This window comes from Pseudomonas sp. H1_F01 (assembly GCF_054681425.1).
This window is the reverse complement of record NZ_CP162823.1, coordinates 1,746,139-1,771,528: the sequence shown is the minus strand read 5'-3', so window position 1 is coordinate 1,771,528 and position 25,390 is coordinate 1,746,139. Positions and strand designations below refer to the sequence as shown.

Annotated in this window: 24 protein-coding genes; 16 read left to right on the top strand and 8 right to left on the bottom strand. The window is 61.5% G+C overall.

Annotation, left to right across the window (positions count from 1 at the left end):
* Nucleotides 1-316 precede the first annotated feature (316 nt).
* From AB4O09_RS08110 to AB4O09_RS08100, 3 genes are all read left to right on the top strand, one after another.
* Nucleotides 317-460, top strand: a complete 144-nt coding sequence (locus AB4O09_RS08110) for a hypothetical protein (protein ID WP_003204853.1) — start codon at nt 317-319, stop codon at nt 458-460.
* A 37-nt stretch (nt 461-497) separates the two neighbouring features.
* Nucleotides 498-728 carry a hypothetical protein gene (locus AB4O09_RS08105; RefSeq protein ID WP_003204855.1) on the top strand — a complete coding sequence of 77 codons (231 nt, stop codon included), beginning with the start codon at nt 498-500 and terminating at the stop codon, nt 726-728.
* Nucleotides 729-830: 102 nt separating this feature from the next.
* Entirely contained in the window at nt 831-2,030 is a 1,200-nt protein-coding gene (locus tag AB4O09_RS08100; protein WP_003204857.1) for an MFS transporter, read from the top strand.
* Here the strand turns inward: AB4O09_RS08100 and arfB are convergent.
* Both arfB and AB4O09_RS08090 read right to left on the bottom strand, forming a co-directional pair.
* Complete coding sequence (gene arfB, locus AB4O09_RS08095) at nt 2,027-2,440, bottom strand: alternative ribosome rescue aminoacyl-tRNA hydrolase ArfB (RefSeq protein WP_013694088.1); 414 nt, start codon at nt 2,438-2,440, stop codon at nt 2,027-2,029. The genes AB4O09_RS08100 and arfB overlap by 4 nt on opposite strands.
* A gap of 278 nt (nt 2,441-2,718) precedes the next feature.
* Nucleotides 2,719-4,140, bottom strand: a complete 1,422-nt coding sequence (locus tag AB4O09_RS08090) for an amino acid permease (protein WP_003204861.1) — start codon at nt 4,138-4,140, stop codon at nt 2,719-2,721.
* A gap of 658 nt (nt 4,141-4,798) precedes the next feature.
* Here AB4O09_RS08090 and AB4O09_RS08085 point away from each other — a divergent pair.
* A complete protein-coding gene (locus AB4O09_RS08085) occupies nt 4,799-4,936 on the top strand; it encodes a hypothetical protein (protein WP_003178782.1) in 138 nt (45 codons plus the stop codon).
* Nucleotides 4,937-5,028: 92 nt separating this feature from the next.
* A complete protein-coding gene (locus AB4O09_RS08080; protein ID WP_003204863.1) occupies nt 5,029-5,994 on the top strand; it encodes a M29 family metallopeptidase in 966 nt (321 codons plus the stop codon).
* A gap of 207 nt (nt 5,995-6,201) precedes the next feature.
* On the opposite strand, the gene rluB is transcribed toward AB4O09_RS08080, so the two are convergent.
* The 5 genes from rluB to AB4O09_RS08055 form a co-directional block, all read right to left on the bottom strand.
* A complete protein-coding gene (gene rluB / locus AB4O09_RS08075) occupies nt 6,202-7,437 on the bottom strand; it encodes a 23S rRNA pseudouridine(2605) synthase RluB (RefSeq protein ID WP_003204865.1) in 1,236 nt (411 codons plus the stop codon).
* Nucleotides 7,438-7,787: 350 nt separating this feature from the next.
* Nucleotides 7,788-8,747: an SMC-Scp complex subunit ScpB gene (gene scpB / locus AB4O09_RS08070; RefSeq protein WP_003204867.1), complete on the bottom strand. Its 960-nt coding sequence runs from the start codon at nt 8,745-8,747 to the stop codon at nt 7,788-7,790.
* Nucleotides 8,748-8,758: 11 nt separating this feature from the next.
* The gene (locus AB4O09_RS08065; RefSeq protein ID WP_165826070.1) at nt 8,759-9,457 is read right to left on the bottom strand and encodes a segregation and condensation protein A; all 699 of its coding nucleotides are present in this window, start codon (nt 9,455-9,457) and stop codon (nt 8,759-8,761) included.
* Nucleotides 9,458-9,589: 132 nt separating this feature from the next.
* Nucleotides 9,590-10,219 carry an L-threonylcarbamoyladenylate synthase gene (locus AB4O09_RS08060; RefSeq protein WP_003204870.1) on the bottom strand — a complete coding sequence of 210 codons (630 nt, stop codon included), beginning with the start codon at nt 10,217-10,219 and terminating at the stop codon, nt 9,590-9,592.
* Between the two features lie 13 nt (nt 10,220-10,232).
* A complete protein-coding gene (locus tag AB4O09_RS08055) occupies nt 10,233-11,096 on the bottom strand; it encodes a PHP domain-containing protein (RefSeq protein ID WP_460108077.1) in 864 nt (287 codons plus the stop codon).
* 87 nt (nt 11,097-11,183) lie between these two features.
* Here AB4O09_RS08055 and AB4O09_RS08050 point away from each other — a divergent pair, with 87 nt between their 5' ends.
* The 6 genes from AB4O09_RS08050 to AB4O09_RS08025 all read left to right on the top strand — a co-directional run bounded on the left by AB4O09_RS08050 (nt 11,184) and on the right by AB4O09_RS08025 (nt 15,380).
* Complete coding sequence (locus AB4O09_RS08050; RefSeq protein WP_003204874.1) at nt 11,184-11,780, top strand: septation protein A; 597 nt, start codon at nt 11,184-11,186, stop codon at nt 11,778-11,780.
* A gap of 1 nt (nt 11,781) precedes the next feature.
* Nucleotides 11,782-12,081, top strand: a complete 300-nt coding sequence (locus AB4O09_RS08045) for a YciI family protein (RefSeq protein ID WP_003204875.1) — start codon at nt 11,782-11,784, stop codon at nt 12,079-12,081.
* A 107-nt stretch (nt 12,082-12,188) separates the two neighbouring features.
* Nucleotides 12,189-12,599: a translation initiation factor 2 gene (locus AB4O09_RS08040; RefSeq protein WP_027911854.1), complete on the top strand. Its 411-nt coding sequence runs from the start codon at nt 12,189-12,191 to the stop codon at nt 12,597-12,599.
* A gap of 7 nt (nt 12,600-12,606) precedes the next feature.
* Nucleotides 12,607-13,284, top strand: a complete 678-nt coding sequence (locus tag AB4O09_RS08035) for a response regulator transcription factor (protein WP_003204879.1) — start codon at nt 12,607-12,609, stop codon at nt 13,282-13,284.
* A 252-nt stretch (nt 13,285-13,536) separates the two neighbouring features.
* Nucleotides 13,537-13,974 (top strand): Spy/CpxP family protein refolding chaperone, encoded by a 438-nt coding sequence (locus AB4O09_RS08030; protein WP_027911855.1) that lies wholly within the window; start codon nt 13,537-13,539, stop codon nt 13,972-13,974.
* Between the two features lie 65 nt (nt 13,975-14,039).
* A complete protein-coding gene (locus tag AB4O09_RS08025) occupies nt 14,040-15,380 on the top strand; it encodes a sensor histidine kinase (protein WP_003204884.1) in 1,341 nt (446 codons plus the stop codon).
* 120 nt (nt 15,381-15,500) lie between these two features.
* Here the strand turns inward: AB4O09_RS08025 and AB4O09_RS08020 are convergent, their stop codons facing one another.
* A complete protein-coding gene (locus tag AB4O09_RS08020; protein ID WP_003204887.1) occupies nt 15,501-17,105 on the bottom strand; it encodes a hypothetical protein in 1,605 nt (534 codons plus the stop codon).
* Between the two features lie 279 nt (nt 17,106-17,384).
* Between AB4O09_RS08020 and AB4O09_RS08015 the strand changes: the two genes are divergently transcribed.
* The 5 genes from AB4O09_RS08015 (at nt 17,385) to AB4O09_RS07995 (ending at nt 25,349) form a co-directional block, all read left to right on the top strand.
* Nucleotides 17,385-18,812: a di-heme oxidoreductase family protein gene (locus AB4O09_RS08015; RefSeq protein WP_363809204.1), complete on the top strand. Its 1,428-nt coding sequence runs from the start codon at nt 17,385-17,387 to the stop codon at nt 18,810-18,812.
* A 28-nt stretch (nt 18,813-18,840) separates the two neighbouring features.
* Entirely contained in the window at nt 18,841-19,905 is a 1,065-nt protein-coding gene (locus AB4O09_RS08010; RefSeq protein WP_003204891.1) for an imelysin family protein, read from the top strand.
* A 2-nt stretch (nt 19,906-19,907) separates the two neighbouring features.
* Nucleotides 19,908-21,005 (top strand): DUF1513 domain-containing protein, encoded by a 1,098-nt coding sequence (locus tag AB4O09_RS08005; protein WP_003204893.1) that lies wholly within the window; start codon nt 19,908-19,910, stop codon nt 21,003-21,005.
* Between the two features lie 155 nt (nt 21,006-21,160).
* Nucleotides 21,161-22,309, top strand: coding sequence for an efflux RND transporter periplasmic adaptor subunit (locus AB4O09_RS08000; RefSeq protein WP_003204895.1), 1,149 nt, complete (start codon nt 21,161-21,163; stop codon nt 22,307-22,309).
* A gap of 13 nt (nt 22,310-22,322) precedes the next feature.
* A complete protein-coding gene (locus AB4O09_RS07995; RefSeq protein ID WP_003204898.1) occupies nt 22,323-25,349 on the top strand; it encodes a multidrug efflux RND transporter permease subunit in 3,027 nt (1,008 codons plus the stop codon).
* The last annotated feature ends 41 nt before the right edge of the window (nt 25,350-25,390 follow it).

The window sequence follows — 25,390 nt, the reverse complement described above, 5'->3', positions numbered from 1 at the left end:
GGTAAAAAGAGCTAACGACGCCCCGACTTCCATGTCCGGTGTCGAAACCGAATGCCAAAGGATTTGTACAGACCATCGGCCTTGCAGAGGCATTCTTGAGCCTTGCCGACCACTGGTAACGGCCGGTAGCCGGGGCTGAAAAAGTTGCGCCAGGACGCCGCACGGAGTGATTGGTCATGACTTGTCCAGACAATCCCTTTTGTCGGCCCGACGGGATTTAAAAGTCTTTTTGTCATTTCTCCTGCTGTATCCTGCCCAGGCTTTGTAAAAGCGCGGATCTACCAGATCTATCCACAGACTTTGCGAGGAGCGCGATATGCACGAGATCCCTAATCTCCCCTTCCCAAGCCTGCACGACACTGAGCAGACGACCACGCTACAAGCCGGGGGGCAAGCAGACGCCCAGCAACCCGAGCCTAAAGAAGCCACTGAACGCCGCCAGGCCGACAGCGAAGACTGATTGACCCGCACCACCAGACCGTGTGGAAAGCGCTAAGATGCGCTTTCCACACTGCCTGAATCCCGAGCCCTCCATGACCGATGACACCCCTCCATTCAGCGAAGCCCAGGCCAGCGTGCTGATCGGCACTGCCGAAAAAATGGTCGAGATCTGGACCCGCCTTCCTGCCGAGAAACAAGCAGCCCTGCTGGCGCGCTTTGGCAGCGAAGAAAACGCCATCGCCGCACTGGTGACCACACGCCTGGTCAGCGGTGAGAACGGCAGCTGAACCACCATTGGGCAAATAGTTTTACTTTTCCCCGCCCTGACCCCACGGTCGCCGTTATCATAAGCAGCCTACCTATCCTGCTGCTCCGTGGACCTTTACCCCATGTCAGATTCCCAGCGCCCCCTGGCGGTCACGCTGCAAGTCGTTTCCATCGTCCTGTTCACATTCATCGGCTACCTGAATATCGGCATTCCCCTGGCCGTACTGCCCGGGTTCGTCCACGGCGAACTGGGCTTCGGCGCGGTGATCGCCGGGTTGGTGATCAGCGTGCAATACCTGGCCACTCTGCTCAGTCGTCCTTATGCAGGGCGAATCATCGATAACCTGGGAAGCAAGCGCGCGGTGATGTTCGGCCTCGCCGGCTGCGGGCTGAGTGGTGTGTTCATGCTGGTGTCTGCCTGGACGCCCCACCTGCCAACGTTCAGCCTAATCAGCCTGCTGATCGGTCGCCTGGTGCTCGGTAGCGCGGAAAGCCTGGTGGGCTCCGGTTCGATTGGCTGGGGCATCGGCCGGGTCGGCGCGGCGAATACCGCCAAGGTGATTTCCTGGAACGGTATCGCCAGTTACGGCGCGCTGGCGATTGGCGCACCGCTGGGGGTGTGGCTGGTCAATGCGCTGGGGCTATGGAGCATGGGCGTGAGCATTATCTTGCTCGGCTTGCTGGGGTTGGCATTGGCCTGGCGCAAAACCGCCGCGCCCATCGTCACTGGCGAACGCCTGCCGTTCATGCACGTGCTGGGGCGTGTGCTGCCACACGGCTGCGGCCTGGCCCTGGGTTCCATCGGGTTTGGCACCATCGCGACCTTCATCACCCTGTACTACGCCACCCAGCACTGGGACAACGCCGTGCTGTGCCTGAGCCTGTTCGGCGCCAGCTTCATCGGCGCGCGCCTGCTGTTCGGCAACCTGATCAACCGTCTGGGCGGCTTTCGTGTGGCGATTGCCTGCCTGTCGGTGGAAACCCTGGGCCTGTTGCTGTTGTGGCTCGCACCGGATGCCCACTGGGCCCTGGCGGGCGCGGCGTTGAGCGGCTTCGGCTTTTCCCTGGTGTTTCCGGCGCTGGGCGTGGAAGCGGTCAACCTGGTGCCGGCCTCCAGCCGCGGGGCGGCGGTGGGTGCTTATTCACTGTTCATTGATTTGTCGCTGGGGATCACCGGACCGCTGGCCGGTGCGATTGCCGCGGGCTTCGGCTTTGCCTCGATCTTTCTATTCGCCGCACTGGCGGCCCTGGGCGGGTTGGCATTGAGCGTCTACCTGTACCGACAGGCGCCGAGGCATCGCCAGGAACGGGAGAAAAGCTAGAAGTCCACCTTGCCGCGCCCGGCCTTGATCGAGCCGCGCTTGGTCTTGGATTCCAGGCGACGCTTTTTCGAACCCAGGGTCGGTTTGGTCGGACGGCGCTTCTTTTCGACCTTGGTGGCGCTGAGGATCAGTTCGGTCAGGCGCTCCAGGGCATCGGCCCGGTTCTGTTCCTGCGTACGGTATTGCTGGGCCTTGATGATCAATACACCATCGCTGGTAATGCGACTGTCGCGCAGGGCCAGCAGCCGCTCCTTGTAGAACTCGGGCAGCGACGAGGCCGGAATGTCGAAGCGCAAATGCACAGCGCTGGAGACCTTGTTGACGTTCTGCCCCCCTGCCCCTTGGGCGCGGATGGCCGTCAGCTCGATCTCGGCGTCCGGGATGTGCACGGTGTTGGAAATCGCCAGCATGGAAAGTATCCGGTATCAGGACCCACAGGATACTCGAAACCGCTGGAATGAGGCTTGTGAGAGCCTGGCCTGTGGAGAGGTCTGTGGGAGTCTGGCCTGTGGAGAGGTCTGTGGGAGCAAGGCTTGCCCGCGATGAACGGTAATGCGGTTTATCGATAAATCGCGGTGACTGCATCGCGGGCAAGCCTTGCTCCCACAGGCCTTGTTCCCACAGATTTTGTACCTTCCTTGAACGACAAACCCGGCACTTGGCCGGGTTTGTTGTATTTCAGGCTTGCTTACTTGGTGGCAGCCGCCACAGCCAGTTCATGCTGGGCACTGCGCTTGTTCTTGATCACGTAGCACACCCACATGAACACCACCCACACCGGAATCGCATAGACCGATACCTGGATGCCGGGGATCAGCAACATCACGCCCAGGATGAACACCACGAACGCCAGGCAGATGTAGTTGCCGTACGGGTACCACAGCGCCTTGAACAGCGGCGTCTGGCGGGTCTGGTTCATGTGCTGGCGGAACTTGAAGTGCGAGTAGCTGATCATCGCCCAGTTGATCACCAGGGTCGCGACCACCAGCGACATCAGCAGCTCCAGCGCATGCTGCGGGATCAGGTAGTTCAACAGCACCGCCACCAGCGTGACAGCCGCCGACGCGAGGATCGAACGCACCGGCACGCCGCGCTTGTCGATCTTGGACAAGGCCTTGGGCGCATCGCCCTGCTCGGCCATGCCCAGCAACATGCGGCTGTTGCAATAGGTGCCGCTGTTGTACACCGACAGCGCGGCGGTGAGCACCACGAAGTTGAGGATATGCGCCGCAGTGTTGCTGCCCAGCATCGAGAACACCTGCACGAACGGGCTGCCGCTGTAGGCATCGCCGGAAGCGTTGAGCGTGGTCAGCAGGCTGTCCCAAGGGGTCAGGGACAACAGCACCACGAGCGCACCGATGTAGAAAATCAGGATCCGGTAGATCACCTGGTTGATGGCCTTGGGGATCACGGTTTTCGGTTTGTCGGCCTCAGCGGCGGTGAAACCGAGCATTTCCAGGCCACCGAAAGAGAACATGATGATCGCCATGGCCATCACCAGCCCGCTCACACCGTTGGGGAAGAACCCGCCGTGGGACCACAGGTTGGTCACCGACGCCTGCGGCCCGCCATGGCCACTGACCAGCAAATAGCTGCCCAGGGCAATCATGCCGACAATCGCCACGACCTTGATGATCGCGAACCAGAACTCGGCCTCGCCGAAGACTTTGACGTTGGCCAGGTTGATGGCGTTGATCAGGATGAAAAATGCCGCCGCCGAGACCCAGGTCGGAATGTCCGGGGCCCAGTAATGGATGTACTTGCCGACTGCAGTCAGTTCGGACATGCCCACCAGGATGTAGAGAATCCAGCAGTTCCAACCCGAGAGGAACCCGGCGAAACCGCCCCAGTACTTATGGGCAAAGTGGCTGAAGGAACCGGCCACCGGCTCTTCGACGATCATTTCACCCAACTGGCGCATGATCATGAAGGCGATGAAGCCGCAGATGGCGTAGCCAAGGATCATCGACGGGCCGGCTGATTTCAGCACCCCCGCCGAGCCGAGGAACAGGCCGGTGCCGATCGCGCCACCGAGGGCGATCAGTTGAATGTGGCGATTTTTCAGGCCGCGTTTCAGCTCGCCCGAATGCGTATTTTCTACAACGGTCATGCGTCACCTATTTGTTTTTATCTGTGACGAAATCGAACCCGACACGCTTATGACGTGGCGGAGTGAACAAGGCGGATAACCTTGAAAATGCGTGGGTACGCTAAGGGTCACAGTAAAACGCCGCGCATTGTACACTGCGGCCCTCCTGCTGCCAGACACCACCGGATCAGCGTCTTACCCCGCACTTCAGGTATGGCGCGCATCTGACCCTTCCCCTTGGCCTGAAACAAGCGCTGCGAAGTATCAGAAAACTCGTCAAACCGGGGCCCTCGGCAGCTTTTTCTTACAGCCATCCGAAACGCCGATAGAGGCCCGTTCACAAGGCAAAAATCGTCAGCATTCCTTTACGGTGCGTAACGCAAACTTTCCAAGCAGGAAATTTCCGGGGGCTGACTGCAAATTGACGGTAGGTAGCTACCTATTTAAAAAAACACCCAGGCGGCTGTTTTTGAATGACTAATGCCGTCGCTGAAAATGGAACAAAAAGTTCAAACAAAAAAAATAAAATTATTTTTTTGCAATCCAAAAATCCCTCGACTAGGTTTTCAGCGACTTGCCCAGGCATCGTGCCGACAAGTTCTGCGGTGCCGTTGCCGGCCTGTTTCCATTCGCCGAATCGAGCCGCTTATTTCCGTAAAAGTCATCTAGGAGATTCACTATGCAAGCACTGGACAAAGACTTGGAAACCGAACTGCAACTGGACGAATGGTTTGAAGCCCCAACCCATGAAGCCGCCGTTGAAATGATGCAGGCCGATGCCGTCGTTCCATTCGGCACGGCGATGTGGCCTCTGTAGGCACCGCCCGGCGGAGGCGATCCGGCCGGTCGACTCCGCCACTTTTGCCGGTTGTCAGGGACGTTTAATGAACTTGTCAGGGAAGAATAAGCATGGACACACAACGAGCCATCTCACATTTCCTTTACTACCTCGAACACCATCCCGCCCTGGCCGGCATCCAGCCCGCCAAGGTGTTGCTCGGCCATACCGCTGACTACGAAGCACTGACCGGCGCCATCGCCGAACAGGCCGGCAGCGGCTCGCCCTTCCGGTTCAGCGCCATGCGCCTGGACCTTGAACCCACGGAACGCCTGTCCAAGGCCATTGCCGACAGCGATCTGTATATTTTCTTCTACGACTCCTCCACCCTGCCCAACCCTCGCCCCGACGGCCCGGACTTTGTCCGCGCACTGCAAGGCGTGATGGCCGACAACTGGAAGAAATCGCTGCTGTTCAAGGACTACGGCGACTACTTCTATGACACTTTCAGCGTGATTCCCCAGCGTATCGCCGGGCTCAACAGTCACCTGATCCGGCGCATGTCCCAGGCGACGACCCTGAGTTTCCAGGATGACCACGGTTCGTATTTCGACACCGCCCTGGGCGGCGTGAAGAAATGGACCGACATCAACGGCCTCGGCAACTACGATCTGGCCCCCGGCGAAATCGCTACTCACAGCGACACCATCAATGGCCGAGTGAATTTTGTCGGCACCTTCCTGAGCACCATCCCGTTCGCGCGCAAATACGGCGTCCTGCAATCGCCGCTGGAGCTGTGGATCGAAGACTCCACCATCCAGAAAATCGCCACCGAGGTGCCGGGTCTGGAGCACGACTTCAACAAATACCTGGACGCCAACCCGTCCAACCGCCGCATCGAGGAACTGGGGATCGGCACCAACGAAGGGGTCAAGAGCCTGTACGCCCGCAATGCCGGTTTCGAGGAGCGCCATTGCGGCCTGCACCTGGGGCTCGGCGGCGGGGCCAAGGGCAGCCATCACCTGGATCTGATTTTCGAGAAGGGGATGTTGGCGCTGGATAATGAGCCGATGTTTGATGGGCGGTTTGTGCTTTAGGTTGGGATTTCTGCAAGGCTGATGCCTCCATCGCGAGCAAGCTCGCTCCCACACTGGAACGGTGTCGAACACCTATCTCCATCCACCGAAGATCAACTGTGGGAGCGAGCTTGCTCGCGATAGCGAACTCACCGGCACCGCATCACTAAAGTCTGCTCAAAAAAAAGCCAACTCGAAAGTTGGCTTTTTTTCATGGGCGCTCGCCGATCACTCCGGCTTACGACGCCCAAACCCCGGACGCTGTCCCGAACCTGCCGGTGCACCACGGCGTTTACCCGATGGCGCATCGCGATCGGCCAGGACGATACCCGGGCGCTTTTTCGGCGCGGGCTTGGCCGGGCGCTTGGTGTCGGCCGGGCGATCGGCGACTGGCGTACCGCGGCCAGCCGGAGCACCGCGCCCTTCACCACGTTCAGTCCGACCGTTGGCCGGACGCGGCGTGCGTGGACCACGCTCACCGTCCTGACGCGGAGCAGGCTTGCGGGCCGGGCGTTCGCCTTCGATCTGCGGCTCGCGCGAAGGACGCGGACCGGTCGGTGCGCCTTCGGCAGCCGGACGCAGCGTACGCACGCGCTCGGTCTTGCCCATCGGGCGCGAGGATTTACGCTGCATCCGCTCCAGCTTGTCCTTGCTCTTGGCGGTCATCTGCGGCATTGCCACGGGCTTGAGGCCCACTTCGGCTGCCAGGATGTCGACTTCGTACTGGCTCATTTCGCGCCAGCGGCCCATCGGCAGGTCGGAATTGAGGAACACCGGACCGAAACGCACGCGCTTGAGGCGGCTGACCACCAGCCCCTGGGATTCCCACAGGCGACGTACTTCACGGTTACGACCTTCCATCACCACGCAGTGGTACCAGTGGTTGAAGCCTTCACCGCCGGGCGCCTGCTTGATGTCGGTGAAACGCGCCGGGCCGTCTTCCAGCACGACGCCGGCCTTGAGGCGCTCGATCATCTCGTCGTCGACTTCGCCACGCACACGCACGGCGTATTCGCGGTCCATCTCGTAGGACGGGTGCATCAAGCGGTTGGCCAGTTCACCGTCGGTGGTGAACATCAGCAAACCGGTGGTGTTGATGTCCAGGCGACCGATGTTGATCCAACGGCCTTCTTTGGGACGCGGCATCTTGTCGAACACGGTCGGACGGCCTTCCGGGTCGTCACGGGTGCAGATCTCGCCGTCGGGCTTGTTGTACATGATCACGCGACGCACCGTTTCGGCGGCCTCTTCGCGCTTGATCACCTTGCCATCGATGGTGATGGCGTCGTGCATGTCGACACGCAGGCCCAAGGTGGCATCTTTGCCATTGACCTTGATCCGGCCCTGGGTGATCCAGGCTTCCACGTCACGGCGCGAGCCGACGCCGATACGGGCGAGGACTTTTTGCAGCTTTTCGCCTGCTGGGCCGATTTCCTGGCTGTCGTTCTGGTCTTGGTCTTTCATTCTGGGCACCTCCCGGTGTGGTCGAGCCAGGCTTGGCCTGACGCTTTGAAAACGGGTCTTCGACGAAGGGATCGCCAAAGGGTCGCGAATCATACGCTCGTTGAGGCGATTGCGCATCAGAGACTAGCTGATCAACGCGCGCCCGGCGCTTTTTCCGCCGACCGGTGCGGCGCACGAATCATGTGGGAGCGAGCCTGCTCGCGATTGCCGGTGTTGACTGTCAGACCGCTATCGCGAGCAAGCTCGCTCCCACAGGGATTGGGATGCACCGGGTTCCTGTGACCGCCGCAGATCCACTGTGGGAGCGAGCTTGCTCGCGATAGCGGAGGTCCAATCACCAAAAAATCGGATCAGTCGTCGAACTGGCGTCGTTCGTTTTCGATCGCTTCGGCCAAGGCCCGGGCTTCGGCTTCTTCATCACTCAGTTCGGGTTCCGGCAGCTGGAGGGCGGCGACGGCGGCCAGCAGCTTTTCCCGGGCTTGGGCAACGCCGAGGATGTCTTCTTCCGGCTCCGGTTCCGCTTCTGGCTCTGGCTCTGGTTCCGCCTCGCTGTCAGGCTCCGGCAACTCATCTGTCTCGCTTTCTGGCCCCGGCCCCTCACGCAGCAGGTCGTCGAAATCGGTCTTCAAGCCCTCCTCCATGGTGTCCAGCTCCAGCAACAACGAGTGGAAACTGGTCTCTTCCTTCGGCTCCTCGGGCTCGGCACTGGCGTCGGCCAGTTCCTGCAGGCCCTGGGGCACCGGGGCGTCGTCGAACTCCAGCATAGGCTCGGGTTCCAGCTCCCGCAGTTCGGCCAGCGGCGGCAGGTCATCGAGGTTCTTCAGGTTGAAGTGATCGAGAAAGGCCTTGGTGGTGGCGAACATCGCCGGTTTGCCGGGCACATCGCGATAGCCAACGACACGGATCCACTCGCGCTCCAGCAACGTCTTGACGATATGGCTGTTGACCGCCACGCCACGCACATCTTCGATCTCGCCACGGGTGATCGGTTGGCGGTAGGCAATCAACGCCATGGTTTCGAGCATGGCGCGGGAATAGCGCTGCGGCCGCTCCTCCCACAAGCGCCCGACCCATGGCGCGAACTTCTCGCGGATCTGCAGGCGATAACCGGACGCCACTTCCTTGAGTTCGAAGGCCCGCCCCTCGCAGGATTTGCCCAACAGCGTCAGGGCCTTCTTGAATACGGCCGGCTCAGGTCGCTCGCCTTCTTCAAAGAGTTCGAACAGGCGCTCCATCGATTGCGGCTTTCCCGAGGCCAACAGGAAAGCTTCAAGCAAGGGGGCCAGCTCGCGGGGTTCAGTCAGATTCATTGATTTGCTCGTTATTCGGCTCGTGCCCGCACGTGGATCGCTGCGAACGGCTCATTCTGCACCAGCTCGACCAAGGATTCCTTGACCAATTCCAGGACCGCCATAAACGTCACGACGACACCCAAGCGCCCCTCCTCGGCGGTGAACAGCTCGACGAACGGCACGAAGCCACCGCCCTTGAGCCGCTCCAGCACATCGCTCATGCGCTCGCGGGTGGACAGCGCTTCGCGGCTGACCTGGTGACTTTCAAACATATCGCCCCGGCGCAGGACCTCGGCCATGGACATCAGCAACTCTTCCAGGCTCACATCCGGCAGCAACTTGCGCGCCCGCGCCTCGGGGGCATCGAGCTTGGGCACCACCACATCGCGCCCGACCCGGTTCAATCCATCGAGGCCTTCGGCTGCGACCTTGAAGCGTTCGTACTCCTGCAACCGGCGGATCAGCTCGGCCCGCGGGTCGTCTTCTTCCGCTTCGACCTCTGCCGAGCGCGGCAGCAGCATCCGCGACTTGATCTCGGCCAGCATGGCCGCCATCACCAGGTACTCGGCCGCCAGTTCCAGGCGCACCGACTGCATCAACTCGACGTAGCCCATGTACTGGCGGGTGATTTCCGCCACCGGGATGTCGAGGATGTTGATGTTCTGTTTGCGGATCAGGTACAGCAGCAGGTCAAGCGGGCCCTCGAAGGCTTCGAGGAACACTTCCAGCGCATCCGGCGGAATGTACAGGTCCAGAGGCATTTCCATGACCGCCTGGCCATAGACCATGGCGAACGGCAGCTCCTGCTGCGCGCCGGCCTGGCTGTCTGTACGGTCCACGGCGGTTTCCACGGCGGACATTCAGGCCTCGACCATGAACGGCGTCGGATCGCCACAACCGACACGCACCACCTGGGGCTCGCCATCGGCCAGGTTGATCACCGTGGACGCCGACATGCCGCCGAAACCGCCGTCGATGATCAGGTCCACCTGATGCTCGAGGATCTGGCGCATTTCATAGGGATCGGTCAACGGCTCGCTCTCGCCGGGCATGATCAGCGTCACGCTCATCAGCGGCTCACCCAGTTCCGCCAGCAGCGCCAGGGCAATGGGATGGCTCGGCACCCGCAGGCCGATGGTGCGTTTTTTCGGGTGCAGCAACAGCCGCGGGACTTCCCGCGTGGCATTGAGAATAAAGGTGTATGGTCCCGGCAAATGCGCCTTGAGCAGGCGGAAGGTGCCGGTGTCGATCTTGGCGAACAGGCCCAACTGCGACAGGTCGCTGCAGATGAGCGCGAAGTTGTGCTTGTCGTCCAGTTGACGCAGGCGTCGTACCCGCTCCACGGCATTCTTGTCGCCGATCTGGCAACCGATGGCGTAGGACGAGTCGGTGGGATAGACCACCACGCCACCGCCACGAATGATTTCCACGGCCTGTTTGATCAGGCGCGCTTGCGGGTTTTCCGGATGAATCTGGAAAAATTGACTCACGTGTTCTACCTGTTCAGACGGCGGCGGTAACGGGATCATGTTTGAATCTACACCATAGTGGTGGCAGATCTTCCGGCAACGGGCGGTATTCGCCAATCTCGGACCAGCCCCCAGGGCCATGGAAATCACTGCCGGCGGTAACCAGCAGGCCGAACTCACGGGCCAGTATCGCCAGGCTGCCGACCTGCTCGGCAGGCTGATGGCCGTTGACCACCTCAATGGCATGGCCCCCCGCTTGAATATAGTCGGCGACCAGGCGACGGCGCTTGCTGCGAGTGAAGTCATAATGCCATGGATGTGCCAGGCTGACCCATGCGCCAGCGGCCCGCAGGGTCTCGATGGTTTCTTCCAGCGTCGGCCAGTGCTGCTTGACGTCCCCCAGCTTGCCGGCCCCCAGCCATTTGCGAAACGCTTCGGCGCGGTCCTTGACGAACCCTTCGCGCACCATCCAGTCGGCAAAATGTGGGCGGGCCGGTGCGTTGCCGCTGTCGCCCAGTTCCTGCTGGATCTGCCGGGCGCCGTCCAGCGCACCGGGCATGCCCTTGAGGGCCAGCTTGCGGCTGATCTCTTCGGAACGCAGCCAGCGCCCGTCGCGCAGCTGTGCGATGGCCTGGACCAAAGCGGGCGCATTCACATCGAAACCATAGCCCAGCACATGAATGGTCGCCCCGCCCCAGGTACACGACAACTCGACCCCATTGACCAGCTGCATGCCCAGCGCCGTGGCGGCGCTGCGGGCCTCGTCGAGGCCCTCGAGGGTGTCGTGATCGGTCAGGGCCAGGACTCGCACGCCGTGCTCGAACGCCCGCGCCACCAGAACCGCAGGCGCCAGGGCGCCATCGGAGGCCGTGCTATGGCAGTGCAAATCAACATTCACGAGAGTTTGTTACCTCAAATCAGCTGGCCCTATCGCGGCCAAGGATGTTTGTTATTATGCCGCCACATCCTGCTTCTGGCTGCCACTGTGAAACAATTCATCGACTTCATCCCGCTCCTGCTGTTTTTCATCGTCTACAAACTTGATCCCCGGGCCGTCGACTTCGCCGGTCATTCCTTGACTGTAGGCGGTATTTACAGCGCCACCGCAGTGCTGATCATCAGCTCCCTGGTGGTCTACGGCGCACTCTTCGTGTCCCAGCGCAAGCTGGAGAAGAGCCAGTGGCTGACCCTGATCGCCTGCCTCGTGTTCGGCAGCCTGACCCTGGCCTTCCACAGCGAAACCTTCCTCAAATGGAAGGCCCCGGTGGTCAACTGGCTGTTCGCCCTGGCCTTCATAGGCAGCCACTTCATCGGTGACCGCTTGCTGATCAAGCGCATCATGGGCCATGCCATCAACCTGCCGGAACTGATCTGGACCCGGTTGAACATCGCCTGGATCGCCTTCTTCCTGTTCTGCGGTGCCGCCAACCTGTTCGTTGCGTTCACGTTCCAGGAGTACTGGGTCGACTTCAAGGTCTTCGGTAGCCTGGGCATGACGCTGTTGTTCCTGATTGGCCAGGGTATCTACCTGTCCCGTCATCTGCATGATGCCGACCCCACCACGCCAAAAACCGAGGACTGACATGCTCTACGCAATCATTGCTACCGACGTCGCCAACTCCCTGGAAAAACGCCAGGCCGCTCGTCCCGCGCACCTGGAGCGCCTGCAAAAACTCCAGAACGAAGGCCGCGTAGTGCTGGCCGGCCCGCATCCGGCGGTGGACAGCAACGACCCGGGCGCCGCAGGTTTCAGCGGCAGCCTGATGGTGGTCGAATTCGACTCCCTGTCCGCTGCGCAGCAATGGGCCGAGGCCGACCCGTTCGTTGCGGCCGGCGTCTATGCCAATGTCGTGGTCAAGCCATTCAAGCAAGTCATGCCGTAAATGCCCCTGGCGCGATGAGCCTTCACGGCTCATTGCCCCCAGTTGCTCATCTTTCTCATTTGCCTGCCGACAACCTGTCTAATCTCGATTGGAATTCAGGAGTTGCAATGCGCAAAGGTCCGTTGTGCCTGTTATTGGTCACGTTGGCGATCGGGGCACCCGCCCATGGCGAGGAGAGCGCCGAGGGCAGTCATTCGACGCCTTTGTCCCTGAGTGCCGGCGGCCAGATCGCCGAACTGCAGCAACGCTTGAAAGACAGCGAACGCCAGCGCGAAGAACTGAGCAAGCAATTGCAAAGCGCCGACAACGAACGCGAGAGCGCATTGCTGGCCCGGTTGCGCCAGGAGAACCAGCGCCTGAAGCTGCAACTCAAGGAGGCCCAGGCCAGCCCCCTGCCACGCCTGTTGACCGATCAACAGCAATGGTTTGTCATCGGTGCCGGGGTAGCGCTATTGGCCCTGCTGTGCGGTATCTTTGCCAGCGGTGGACGTAGACAACGTCGGCAATGGCTAAATTGAGTGAGTCATGAGCGAGCTGTTACTGATAGACGATGACCAGGAGCTGTGCGAGCTCCTTGTAAGCTGGTTGAGCCAGGAAGGTTTTCAGGTCCGGGCCTGTCACGATGGCCAAAGTGCCCGCAAGGCCCTGGCCGAAACCGCCCCGGCAGCCGTGGTACTGGACGTGATGCTGCCCGACGGCAGTGGCCTGGAACTGCTCAAGCAATTGCGCAGCGATCACCCGGAGCTGCCGGTGCTGATGCTGTCGGCCCGGGGTGAACCGCTGGACCGTATCCTCGGCCTGGAACTGGGCGCCGATGACTACCTGGCCAAGCCCTGCGACCCACGTGAACTGACCGCCCGCCTGCGCGCCGTGCTGCGCCGCAGCCACCCGACGGCCGTGTCCAGCCAGATCGAACTGGGTGACCTGACTTTCAGCCCGGTGCGCGGCGTGGTCAGCATCGATGAACAGGAACAAACCCTCACCGTTTCCGAAAGCCGCCTGCTCGAAGCGTTGCTCAAGCAGCCGGGCGAGCCGCTGGACAAGCAGGAACTGGCGCAGATCGCCCTGGGCCGCAAGCTGACCCTGTACGACCGCAGCCTCGACATGCACGTGAGCAACCTGCGCAAGAAAATCGGCCCCCACCCCGACGGCCGCCCGCGCATCGTGGCGCTGCGTAGCCGTGGTTACTACTACAGCCTCTGAACACTGCGCCGCGGGGCTGTGGGAGCAAAGCTTGCTCGCGATGCAGGCGCCTGGGTTCCCTCGGAGACCGCGTTATCTTCATCGCGGGCAAGCCTAGCTCCCACAGGGCTTTGTGTCCGGCCCTGCAGATTTGTCAGGTCCGCACCAAACCGTCTTTACCCAAGCTTTACCCACCCCTGACCGCCGCTGACCTTGATCTCCGTAATCTGCACTCATCCGGAACTGACCGGGAACGAGACAAGGAGACACACCATGCGCAAGACCCTTATCGCTCTGATGTTCGCTGCTGCCCTGCCGACCGTCGCCATGGCCATGCCTGGAGACGCCGGCCCGATGGGTCCGATGGATGGCCCGCGCCACGGCGGCATGATGCATGACAAAGGTCCCTTCAGCGACCTGGACCTGAGCCGCGAACAGCGCCAGCAGATTCGCCGGATCATGGGCGAACAGCGCCACGAACAACGCGAACTGGTAGACAAGTACCTGGCCAAGCTGTCGCCAGCCGACCAGAAAGCCATGCAGGACGAAATGGAGGCCCGGCATCAGAAGGTCGATGCCCAGATCCGCGGGCTGTTGAAGCCTGAGCAGCAGAAAGAGTTCGACGCGATCCAGAAGAAACAGGCCGAGCGTCGCGCCGAGTGGGCTGAGTTCAAGGCCTGGAAAGCGCAACAGCCGCAAAAAGCGCAATAATGCATTGACGCCCCCAGCCCAACGGCAAATCGCCGTTGGGCTTTCTTTGTTTTCGAGGATTTACCGTGCGTTCATTGTTCTGGCGCATCCTGGCCAGTTTCTGGCTGGCCATCGCCCTGGTTGCAGGGCTTTCGATCCTGATGGGCCACATGCTCAATCAGGACGCCTGGATCCTCAGCCGCCACCCGGGTCTCAATACCCTGCCCGAAGAGTGGACGCAAACCTACGAAAGCCAGGGCGAGGACGCCGCCCAGGACATCCTGCAACAGCGCAAGCGCCAGTATCACATCGACGTCCAGGTGTTCAACGAAAGCGGCGACCCGGTGGTGCGCGGCACCTTCCCCCATCGCGCCGCGGCCTTCGAAGCTCGGCAGAACAACAACGAGCGACGCCTGCCCTGGCGGCGACTGACCGACGAATTCACCAGCGCCAAAACCGGTGACACGTATCTGTTCATTTACCGCATTCCCCATCCCGAACTGGATGCCTGGCACCGCGACAGCCTGCTCTGGCCCCTCAGTGCGCTGGGGATCGCGCTGGTGGTGCTGACGTTGTTCAGCCTGTTGGTGACGCTTTCCATCACCCGTCCGCTGAGTCGCCTGCGTGGTGCGGTGCATGACCTGGGCCAGGCCGCCTATCAGCAGAACAGCCTCGCCAAGCTGGCCAACCGGCGGGATGAGTTCGGCGTACTGGCCACTGATTTCAACCGCATGGGCGCGCGCCTGCAAAGCTTGATCACCAGCCAGCGACAACTACTGCGCGACGTGTCCCACGAATTGCGCTCGCCCCTGGCCCGGCTGCGCATCGCCTTGGCATTGGCTGAACGGGCCAGCCCCGAGGAACGTGAAAGGCTCTGGCCACGCCTGACCCGCGAATGCGATCGCCTGGAAGCGCTGATCAGTGAAATCCTGGTGCTGGCCCGGGTCGATGCCGACAACGCCAGCGCCGAAGAGGTGGAACTCAACGGCTTGCTGGTTACCCTGCAAAAAGATGCGCAACTGGCCTCACCGGAACAAACCGTGCAGCTCGAAACCGAGGCGGACCTGACCCTCAAGGGCTGGCCGACCATGATCGAGCGAGCAGTGGACAACCTGCTGCGCAACGCCCAGCGCTTCAATCCGGCCGGGCAACCCATCGAGATGCGCGCGGCGCGCCAGGGCGACCGGATCCTGATCAGCGTGCGCGACCACGGGCCGGGCGTGGAGGCCGAACACCTGGGGCAATTGGGCGAGCCGTTCTACCGTGCGCCAGGCCAGACCGCCGCCGGCCATGGCCTGGGCCTGGCCATCGCACGCCGCGCCGCCGAACGCCATGGCGGCACGCTGGTGCTGGGCAATCATCCTGGCGGCGGGTTCATCGCAACGCTGGAGCTGCCGTTAGTGCCGGGGGCTGTCGTCCAGCCTTAACCCCCCGTGGCAAGGGAGATTGCTTGCTCCCGCTCGGCTGCGCAGCAGCCGCAAACTGGCTGGCAGGGTTTACCTGTTGCACAGCGTTGCCAGTCTCGTCGCATCAATGCCAAGGAAAGGTCATACCTCTTTGATCATCCATCCCCTTGCATAGTCGCTATCCTGGGACAGTAGCTCTCGGAGTCCTGTCTTGGGGTTGATTGTATAAACAGTCCTTTCACCAGGACCTTGGTCCGAAGTCCATGCACGCGAGTCACCCAAACCTGGGTCGCCGTCATGGATGGTTCGAAGTGCTCCCCAAGTCACCAGGTCAGGGATGCCCCCTCCGGCGGTCCACGCAGCCCCCGAGCAATTCCAATATGTCTGCCAATCATTGTCTTTGCCTAAGTCAAACAGCAGCCAAACCTTGGAAGTAATGACTCGGTAAGACACGCGTGCACCCATTTGATCTCCAACGGTTATCGTAGCGGTCCCTGAGCGCTTCGATACAACCCGCGGTTCTGATGATGAAAAAAGCTCTGCCACCTCTGGGTCGCTGGAAGTATAGATATAGGGAGGCACACCTCCCGACGGTATCCGCTCTACGAACGCCCCTACTGGCGGACGATCAGGAAACTTATCGGCTCTAAACATTAACTGGTCGAGAATGGCGTCGCTGGTATCGATGCTTAGGGGTTCAGGCATCACGGTCAGGGTGCGTACGTTCGAATATATGTTCGTAGGGTGGTAGAGCGACTTTGCATACAGGCGGCGAGCACCGACCGGGACGGTAATTTCTTTGGTCCATAGGCCAGTTGTCGCATCGGTAAGCGCTTTGCCCTTAGGGACGGCACTGGCTCCGCTGCCGTCGTAGACCTCGATTTCCTTGCCATTACTTGCCTGACCCGACAGCGCCAAGGTGGTGCTGGTTGTTTCGCCTCTGTCAGGAATCTCCTGGCCGGTGGAATCCTTGACATTGGTAAGAGTAGGAGCAATCAGCACGCGGTCCAAATGGATATCCAAGTACTTGATCGACGACTGGTTGGAGTTGCCCAACTGGTCAGTCACCGTGAACTGGAGCGCTGTATTGGGGTTGTCCCCTGCCTGTCTGAATGTGTCGGTAAACAGCGTATGCGTCACCGGTCTGGAGGCATCAAATCCGTCAACTGGAACGGTCACATCGCCCACTAAAAACCTGATGCTGTCGTAATCTCGCGGATTGGAATAGGTAAAACCAAACGCCACACCCTGCGCCGCCCGCTCGGCGCTGACCCCATCACGGAGCACATCCGACGGGATCACCAGATCCAGGCCTTGGGGCGCCGGCTCACCCGGTGCCCGTAAGTGATAAAGCACGTGCAGGTCCCTGGATGACTCACCGTTTTGACTGGGACGGGTTACCTTGTAATGCAACCGGTTGATGCCATGCAACAACCGCCCATGGGGCACATACAACTCCATGCGCAGCTGTTCTTCTCCGGGCCCTACATCTTTGCCAGCCACCGGAAAGGGATCGTCATTGACGTATAAATCAGCTCGATCATCCACAGCCATTGTCCAGGAACGTCGCTGGAGTTCGCTCCACGGGTCGATCAGACATCTCAGCCCTCTGGGCTGATCGTCGTAAAGGCTCTTGGGGATACCGCCATCCGCAATGCCGGCCGGTTTAACTGGCGTCACCCACCCCATGATGATCACGGGAATCAGATCGAATAGTTCGTTCAAGGCAGGGGATTGAATGTCCATGACGGTTCCTGACAAACGGAGGGCGCGCGGCTTTTCGGCATGGAGCCATGAGACTTCAGGTAGGGGACGCTGGCTACTGTCAGGATTGACAGGTCAGAGCCGATCGCCGACGAACGGTTAGGGAGAGAATGACTGGACGCTGGAGCCAAGCCTTAGAAAAGCAGCCTGGTAATCTGGATAAGGTGCTGCTCAAAAACCAAACGATAATCCCTCTTATTCAAACCGCCCCGCCCTGTTAGACTTTGCGCCCTCGTTTTCACTCATCTCCCAGGACGCCCGATGCCGTCGTTGCCTCTTCGTTTATGTGCGCTGTTCATGGCCCTGGGCCTGAGCGCCTGCGATGATGCCCCGCGTTTTACCCAGGCCGAACCGGGTGAAGCCCGTTCCGGTGGCGCCGCGACGGTACGCAAGACGGATCAGAACGCCTTTTCCCTGCCCTCGGCCAACCTGTCGCCCTCGCGGCGTGTGGATTTCAGCGTCGGCAACAGTTTCTTCCGCAGCCCCTGGGTGATTGCCCCCTCGACCACCACTGCCCGCGACGGCCTCGGGCCTTTGTTCAACACCAACGCCTGCCAGAACTGCCACATCAAGGACGGTCGCGGCCACCCGCCAACGCCGGACGCGACCAGCGCGGTATCGATGCTGGTGCGCCTGTCGATCCCCGACGCGCCGCCTTACGCCAAGGTCATCGAGCAACTCGGGGTGGTACCGGAACCGGTTTACGGTGGGCAATTGCAGGACATGTCCGTGCCCGGCGTCGCTCCGGAAGGCAAGGTGCGGGTCGATTACACGCCGGTTCCGCTACGCTTCCAGGACGGCACCATCGTGGAACTGCGCAAGCCGGACCTGCAGATCACCCAACTGGCCTATGGACCGATGCACCCGGACACGCGTTTTTCCGCCCGCGTCGCCCCGCCGATGATCGGCCTGGGGCTGCTCGAGGCCATCCCCGACGAAGCCATCCTGGCGAACGCCGAAGCCCAGGCCCGGGAGAAAAACGGCATCGCCGGGCGTCCCAACCAGGTTTGGGACGATGCCCAGCAAAAAACCGTCCTGGGACGGTTCGGCTGGAAGGCCGGACAGCCCAACCTCAACCAGCAGAACGTCCACGCGTTCTCCGGCGACATGGGCCTGACGACAAGCCTGCGGCCCTTCGACGATTGCACCGAGAGCCAGGTCGACTGCAAGCGCGCGCCCAGCGGAAATGGCCCCGGTGGCGAACCGGAAGTCAGCGACAACATCCTGCGACTGGTGCTGTTCTATAGCCGCAACCTCGCCGTACCGGCCCGGCGCGAGGTGAATTCGCCCCAGGTGCTGGCGGGCAAGAATCTGTTTTTCCAGGCCGGTTGCCAGTCTTGCCACACACCGAAATACACCACCGCCGCCAACGCTGCCGAACCGGAGTTGGCGAACCAGGTCATCCGCCCTTACACCGACCTGCTGTTGCACGACATGGGCGAAGGCCTGGCGGACAACCGCAGCGAATTCAAGGCCAGCGGCCGTGACTGGCGAACCCCGCCGCTGTGGGGCATCGGCCTGACCGAAACCGTCAACGGCCACACCCAGTTCCTGCATGACGGTCGGGCCCGCAACCTGCTCGAAGCCGTGCTGTGGCATGGCGGCGAAGCACAAGCGGCGCAGCGCCAGGTTTTAGCGTTCAATGCCGAGCAGCGCGCTGCGTTGCTGGCCTTCCTGAATTCCCTTTAAACGCCTTTTCCAGAAGTGGGAGCACGACATGTTCCGTCCCAAGCTGTTGTTCACCAGCCTCGCCGCCATCGCCCTCGGTGCCTGTTCGCCCCAGGACCCGCAAGCGGTCACCTCGGCCGCCATCGCCAAGCAAGTGATCCTGCCGACCTACAGCCGCTGGGTCGATGCCGACCGGCAACTGGCGACCAGCGCCCTGGCGTTCTGCCAAGGCAAGGAAAACCTGGAAACCGCCCGCGCCGATTTCCTCAAGGCGCAAAAAGCCTGGGCCGAGCTGCAACCGCTGCTGATCGGTCCGCTGGCCGAGGGCAACCGCGCCTGGCAGGTGCAGTTCTGGCCGGACAAGAAAAACCTGGTGGGCCGTCAGGTCGAGCAATTGGTCAACAGCGAGCCACAGATCGACGCCGCCGGCCTGGCCAAGTCCAGCGTCGTGGTCCAGGGCCTCTCGGCCTATGAATACCTGCTGTTCGACGCCAAGATCGACATGGCCGACAGCGCGCAAAAAGCCAAGTATTGCCCGCTGCTCACCGCCATCGGCGAACGCCAGAAACAACTGGCCGAAGAGATCCTGTCGCGCTGGAACACCAACGACGGCATGCTCGCCCAGATGAGCAAATTCCCCAACCAGCGCTACGCCGATTCCCACGAGGCCATCGCTGACCTGCTGCGTGTCCAGGTCACTGCCCTGGACACGCTGAAGAAAAAACTCGGCACTCCGATGGGCCGCCAGAGCAAAGGCGTGCCACAGCCGTTCCAGGCCGATGCCTGGCGCAGCCAGTCGTCGTTGCAAGGCCTGGAGGCCAGCCTGAGTGCGGCCAGGACCGTCTGGGCAGGCGTGGACAACAAGGGCCTGCGCGGTCTGCTGCCAAGCGACCAGAAGCCACTGGCCGACAAGATCGATGCCGCCTACGATGCCTCGTTGAAACTGTTCGCCAGCAGCCAGCGCTCGTTGACCGAAATGCTCAACGACGATGCCGGGCGCCAGCAACTCAACGATTTGTATGACAGCCTCAACGTCGTCCATCGCCTGCACGAAGGCGAACTGGCCAAGGCGCTGGGCATTCAACTGGGCTTCAATGCCAACGACGGTGACTGATCATGTTTCGACGTCAGGTTCTGGCACTGGGCAGCTTGCTGCTCGGCGCCGTCACCCTGGGCGGCTGGACGCTGTTCAAGCAAAAGGACAAGCACCCACTCTTGCTTTCGGCACGGGACGATGGCGACGGCAAGCACTACGCCGTTGGCTATCGACTGGACGGCACCCGGGTGTTCGCCACCCAGGTAGGCCAGCGTTGCCATGACATCATCAATCATCCGACGCAGCCGATTGCGCTGTTCGTCGCCCGTCGTCCAGGTACCGAAAGCTACCTGATCGACCTGCGCGACGGGACGCTGCTGCAAACCATCACTTCGTTACCGAACCGGCATTTCTACGGCCATGCGGTGATCCACAAAAGCGGCGAATGGCTGTATGCCACCGAGAACGACACCACCGACCCGGGACGCGGCCTGTTGGGCGTGTACCGTTTCGAAGGCGAGCGACTGGTGCACAGCGGTGAGATGTCCACCCATGGTATCGGGCCGCACCAGGTGTCATGGATGCCTGATGGCGAAACGCTGGTGGTGGCCAATGGCGGCATTCGCACCGAGGCCGAAAGCCGGGTCGAAATGAACCTCGACGCCATGGAGCCAAGCCTGGTGCTGATGCAACGCGATGGCACCCTGCTGAGCAAGGAAACCCTCGCCCAGTCAATGAACAGCGTGCGCCACCTGGGCGTCGCCAGCGACGGCACCATCGTCTCCGGCCAGCAGTTCATGGGCGCTGCCCACGAGTCCTCGGAACTGCTGGCGATCAAGCGGCCGGGCCAGCCTTTCCAGGCGTTCCCGGTGCCCGAAGAGCAATTGCAGGCCATGGGGCACTACACCGCCAGCGTCGCCGTGCACAGCGACCTGCGCCTGGTGGCCCTGACCGCTCCTCGCGGCAACCGCTTCTTCATCTGGGACCTGGACAGTGGCGAAGTACGCCTGGATGCGCCGCTGCCGGACTGTGCCGGCGTGGGTGCGGTGGCCGACGGGTTTGTCGTGACGTCGGGCCAAGGGCGTTGCCGCTATTATGATTGCCGACAGACACAACTGGTTGCAAAACCACTGGATCTGCCGGCAGGGCTCTGGGACAACCATTTGCATCTGGCCTGAGCCAGGGAGCGAAGCACCTCGGTGCCGAGCTCCCTGATTTTTCGGAAAAAACCCACGCATCACCGACCCGCCAACATCTGGAATAGCCCGCACACTCAGAGTAATGTGCCCGCCTATCTGTATTTTCTCTCAGCTCTTTTCCAAGGAAGTGGAACATGCTGCGACGCCGCATGCTGATCATGTTGGGTGTTGTCCTGCTGGTGGTGCTGTTGCTCGCCGGCTACAAGGCCTTCTCCGTCTACCAGCAGATCCAGATGTTTTCTGCACCCAAACCGCCGGTCAGCGTGGCCGTGGCCACGGCAGCCCAGCAACCCTGGCAAGCTCGCCTGCCCACCGTTGGCAGCCTCAAGGCGCTGCAAGGCGTGGACCTGAGCCTGGAAATCGCCGGGACCGTGCAGAAGGTGCAATTCCAGTCGGGGCAGAAGGTCAAGGCCGGCCAGCCGCTCCTGCAACTGGACAGTGAAGTCGAAAGCGCCCTGCTGGAAACCGCCGAGGCCGACCTTGGCCTGGCACAACTGGATTTCGGTCGCGGCCGACAACTGGTGGGCAGCCAGGCGATCTCCAAGGGTGAATTCGACCGGCTCTCGGCGCAACTGAAGAAGAACCAGGCCACGGTCAACCAGCTCAAGGCTTCGCTGGCCAAAAAACAGATTCTGGCGCCATTCAGCGGCACCATCGGCATTCGCCAGGTGGACGTTGGCGACTACCTGGCCAGCGGCACGATGATCGCCACCCTGCAGGACCTCAGCAGCCTTTACGTGGACTTCTACATCCCTGAGCAAACCGTGCCCAGGCTCGCCGTTGCCCAGTCGGTCAACGTCAGTGTCTCGGCCTACCCCGGGCAAAACTTCGTCGCCACCATCAGCGCGATCAACCCCAAGGTCGAGGACAGCACCCGCAACGTGCTGGTGCGTGCCACCTTGGCCAACCCCGACGGCAAGCTGCTGCCCGGCATGTTCGCCAACCTGCAGGTGATCCTGCCGGACGTGGCCGCCGGAATCGTCGTGCCGGAAAGCGCCGTGACCTACACCCTCTATGGCAACTCCATGTACGTGGTGAGCCAGAAGAAAACCGCCGACGGCAATGTCGAGAAAGACGACAAGGGCCAGCCGGTCCTGATCGCTGAACGGCGTTCCGTAGAAACCGGCGAGCGACGCGACGGGCAGGTGCTGGTTACCAAAGGCGTGCAGCGCGGCGAGCAAGTCGTGATCGCCGGCCAGCTCAAACTCGACAACGGCACGCCGATCGCCATCAGCGACGACAAGACCCTGACCGAACAGAACAGCCCACCGCGCGTGGACTGATCAAGGAACCCCCATGGCTTTTACCGATCCATTCATCCGCCGTCCGGTGCTCGCCACCGTGGTCAGCCTGTTGATCGTGCTGCTGGGCTTCCAGGCCTGGAGCAAATTACCCCTGCGTCAGTATCCACAAATGGAGAACGCCCTGATCACGGTGACCACCGCCTACCCCGGGGCGAACGCCGAAACCATCCAGGGCTACATTACCCAGCCGATGCAGCAGAGCCTGGCCAGTGCCGAGGGCATCGATTACATGACCTCGGTCAGCCGCCAGAATTTCTCGGTGATTTCGGTCTATGCCCGCATCGGCTCCAACAGCGATCGGCTCTTTACCGAACTGCTGGCCAAGGCCAACGAGGTCAAGAACCAGCTGCCCCAGGATGCCGAGGACCCAGTCCTCAGCCGCGAGGCCGCCGATGCCTCGGCACTGATGTACATCAGCTTCTTCAGCAAGGAACTGAACAACCCGCAGATCACCGACTACCTGTCACGGGTGATCCAGCCCAAACTGGCGACCCTGCCAGGCATGGCTGAGGCGGAGATCCTCGGCAACCAGGTCTTCGCCATGCGCCTGTGGCTGGACCCGGTCAAGCTCGCCGGCTTCGGTCTGACTGCCGCCGACGTGACCAATGCCGTGCGCCAGCACAACTTCCTCTCCGCCGCCGGTGAAGTGAAAGGCGAGTATGTGGTCACCAGCATCAACGCCAACACCGAACTCAAGTCCGCCGAGGCCTTCGGCGCGATCCCGCTCAAGACCGACGGCGACAGCCGCGTGTTGCTACGGGACGTGGCCCGCGTGGAAATGGGCGCCGAGAACTACGACTCCATCAGTTCCTTTGGTGGCACGCCCTCGGTGTACATCGGGATCAAGGCCACACCCGGTGCGAACCCGCTGGATGTGATCAAGGAAGTGCGCAAGATCATGCCGGACGTGGAGGCCCAGCTCCCGGCCAACCTCAAGGCCGAGATCGCCTACGACGCCACCCTGTTCATCCAGGCCTCCATCGACGAAGTGGTGAAAACCCTGTTCGAGGCGGTGCTGATCGTCATTGTCGTGGTGTTTCTGTTCCTCGGTGCCCTGCGTTCGGTGATCATTCCGGTGGTGACCATCCCGCTGTCGATGATCGGCGTGATGTTCTTCATGCAGTTGATGGGCTACTCGATGAACCTCCTGACCCTGCTGGCCATGGTGCTCGCCATCGGTCTGGTGGTGGACGACGCCATCGTGGTGGTGGAGAACATCCACCGGCACATCGAGGAAGGCAAGACCCCACTCGACGCCGCGATAGAAGGCGCCCGGGAAATCGCCATGCCGGTGGTCTCGATGACCATCACCCTGGCGGCGGTGTACGCGCCGATCGGCCTGCTCCAGGGCCTGACGGGCGCTTTGTTCAAGGAGTTCGCATTGACCCTGGCCGGGGCGGTGGTGATCTCCGGCATCGTCGCCCTGACCTTGTCACCGATGATGTGCGCCATGCTGCTGCGCCACGATGAGAACCCCTCGGGCCTGGCCCATAGGCTGGACATGGTTTTCGAGCGCTTGAAGAGCCGTTACCAGCGCATGCTTCACGGCACGCTCAACACCCGGCCGGTGGTACTGGTGTTCGCCGTGATCGTCCTGCTGCTGATCCCGGTGCTGATCATGTTCACCAAGTCCGAACTGGCCCCCGACGAGGACCAGGGCATCATCTTCATGATGGCCAGCGCCCCGCAGCCAACCAACCTCGACTACCTGAACACGTACACCGATCACTTCATTACCATCTTCAAGGAGTTCCCGGAGTACTACTCCTCGTTCCAGATCAACGGCTACAACGGCGTACAGTCGGGTATCGGCGGCTTCCTGCTCAAGCCCTGGAACGAACGCAGCCGAACCCAGATGGAAATCCTGCCAGAGGTCCAGGCCAAGCTGGAAAGCGTGCCTGGCTTGCAGATCTTCGGTTTCAACCTGCCCTCGCTGCCGGGCACCGGTGAAGGCTTGCCATTTGCGTTCGTCATCAACTCGCCGAAGGATTATGCGACGCTGCTGGAGATCGCCGACCGGGTCAAAAAGCGCGCATTGGAATCCGGTAAGTTCGCCTTCATGGACATTGACCTGGCGTTCGACAAGCCCGAAGTCGTGGTGGATATCGATCGCGCCAAGGCCGCCCAGATGGGCGTTTCGATGCAGGACCTGGGCGGTACCCTGGCGACACTGCTGGGTGAAGCCGAGATCAACCGCTTCACGCTCGAGGGACGCAGCTACAAGGTCATTGCCCAGGTCGAACGCCCCTTCCGGGACAACCCGGACTGGTTGAACAATTACTACGTGAAAAATGCCAAGGGTGAATCACTCCCGCTCTCGACCCTGATCAAGGTCAGCGACCGGGCGCGACCGCGACAACTGAACCAGTTCCAGCAGCTCAATGCGGTGACCATTTCGGGCTTTCCCATCGTGAGCATGGGCGAGGCGATCGAGACCGTCCGCCAGATCGCCCGGGAGGAAGCCCCGGTGGGGTTCGCCTTCGATTACGCCGGGGCTTCGCGCCAATTCGTACAGGAAGGCAGCGCGTTGTGGGTGACCTTTGCCCTGGCACTGGCGATCATCTTCCTCGTACTGGCCGCGCAGTTCGAAAGCTTCCGGGACCCTCTGGTGATCCTGGTGACCGTGCCGCTGTCGATTTGCGGCGCCTTGATTCCGCTGTTCCTCGGCTGGTCGAGCATGAACATCTACACCCAGGTGGGCCTGGTGACGCTGATTGGACTGATCAGCAAACACGGGATCCTGATTGTCGAATTCGCCAACCAGCTGCGCAGGGAACAGAACCTGACACCGCGCGAAGCCGTGGAACAAGCCGCGTCGACTCGTCTGCGACCGGTACTGATGACCACCGCAGCAATGGTGTTCGGCATGGTGCCGCTCATCTTCGCCACAGGCGCCGGGGCGGTGAGCCGCTTCGACATTGGCACGGTGATCGCCACCGGGATGTCGATTGGTACCTTGTTCACGCTGTTCGTGTTGCCTTGCGTCTACACGCTGCTGGCCAAGCCGGACAAGGCCTGAAGTGAACACCTGTGGCGAGGGATACTGTGGGAGCAAGGCTT

Bases quoted from the DNA above. Each gene is read 5' to 3' on its own strand.
- AB4O09_RS08110 (WP_003204853.1), top strand. From the start codon at position 317: ATGCACGAGATCCCTAATCTCCCCTTCCCAAGCCTGCACGACACTGAG.
- AB4O09_RS08105 (WP_003204855.1), top strand. From the start codon at position 498: ATGCGCTTTCCACACTGCCTGAATCCCGAGCCCTCCATGACCGATGAC.
- AB4O09_RS08100 (WP_003204857.1), top strand. From the start codon at position 831: ATGTCAGATTCCCAGCGCCCCCTGGCGGTCACGCTGCAAGTCGTTTCC.
- arfB (WP_013694088.1), bottom strand. From the start codon at position 2,440: ATGCTGGCGATTTCCAACACCGTGCACATCCCGGACGCCGAGATCGAG.
- AB4O09_RS08090 (WP_003204861.1), bottom strand. From the start codon at position 4,140: ATGACCGTTGTAGAAAATACGCATTCGGGCGAGCTGAAACGCGGCCTG.
- AB4O09_RS08085 (WP_003178782.1), top strand. From the start codon at position 4,799: ATGCAAGCACTGGACAAAGACTTGGAAACCGAACTGCAACTGGACGAA.
- AB4O09_RS08080 (WP_003204863.1), top strand. From the start codon at position 5,029: ATGGACACACAACGAGCCATCTCACATTTCCTTTACTACCTCGAACAC.
- rluB (WP_003204865.1), bottom strand. From the start codon at position 7,437: ATGAAAGACCAAGACCAGAACGACAGCCAGGAAATCGGCCCAGCAGGC.
- scpB (WP_003204867.1), bottom strand. From the start codon at position 8,747: ATGAATCTGACTGAACCCCGCGAGCTGGCCCCCTTGCTTGAAGCTTTC.
- AB4O09_RS08045 (WP_003204875.1), top strand. From the start codon at position 11,782: ATGCTCTACGCAATCATTGCTACCGACGTCGCCAACTCCCTGGAAAAA.
- AB4O09_RS08040 (WP_027911854.1), top strand. From the start codon at position 12,189: ATGCGCAAAGGTCCGTTGTGCCTGTTATTGGTCACGTTGGCGATCGGG.
- AB4O09_RS08035 (WP_003204879.1), top strand. From the start codon at position 12,607: ATGAGCGAGCTGTTACTGATAGACGATGACCAGGAGCTGTGCGAGCTC.
- AB4O09_RS08030 (WP_027911855.1), top strand. From the start codon at position 13,537: ATGCGCAAGACCCTTATCGCTCTGATGTTCGCTGCTGCCCTGCCGACC.
- AB4O09_RS08020 (WP_003204887.1), bottom strand. From the start codon at position 17,105: ATGGACATTCAATCCCCTGCCTTGAACGAACTATTCGATCTGATTCCC.
- AB4O09_RS08015 (WP_363809204.1), top strand. From the start codon at position 17,385: ATGCCGTCGTTGCCTCTTCGTTTATGTGCGCTGTTCATGGCCCTGGGC.
- AB4O09_RS08010 (WP_003204891.1), top strand. From the start codon at position 18,841: ATGTTCCGTCCCAAGCTGTTGTTCACCAGCCTCGCCGCCATCGCCCTC.
- AB4O09_RS08005 (WP_003204893.1), top strand. From the start codon at position 19,908: ATGTTTCGACGTCAGGTTCTGGCACTGGGCAGCTTGCTGCTCGGCGCC.
- AB4O09_RS08000 (WP_003204895.1), top strand. From the start codon at position 21,161: ATGCTGCGACGCCGCATGCTGATCATGTTGGGTGTTGTCCTGCTGGTG.
- AB4O09_RS07995 (WP_003204898.1), top strand. From the start codon at position 22,323: ATGGCTTTTACCGATCCATTCATCCGCCGTCCGGTGCTCGCCACCGTG.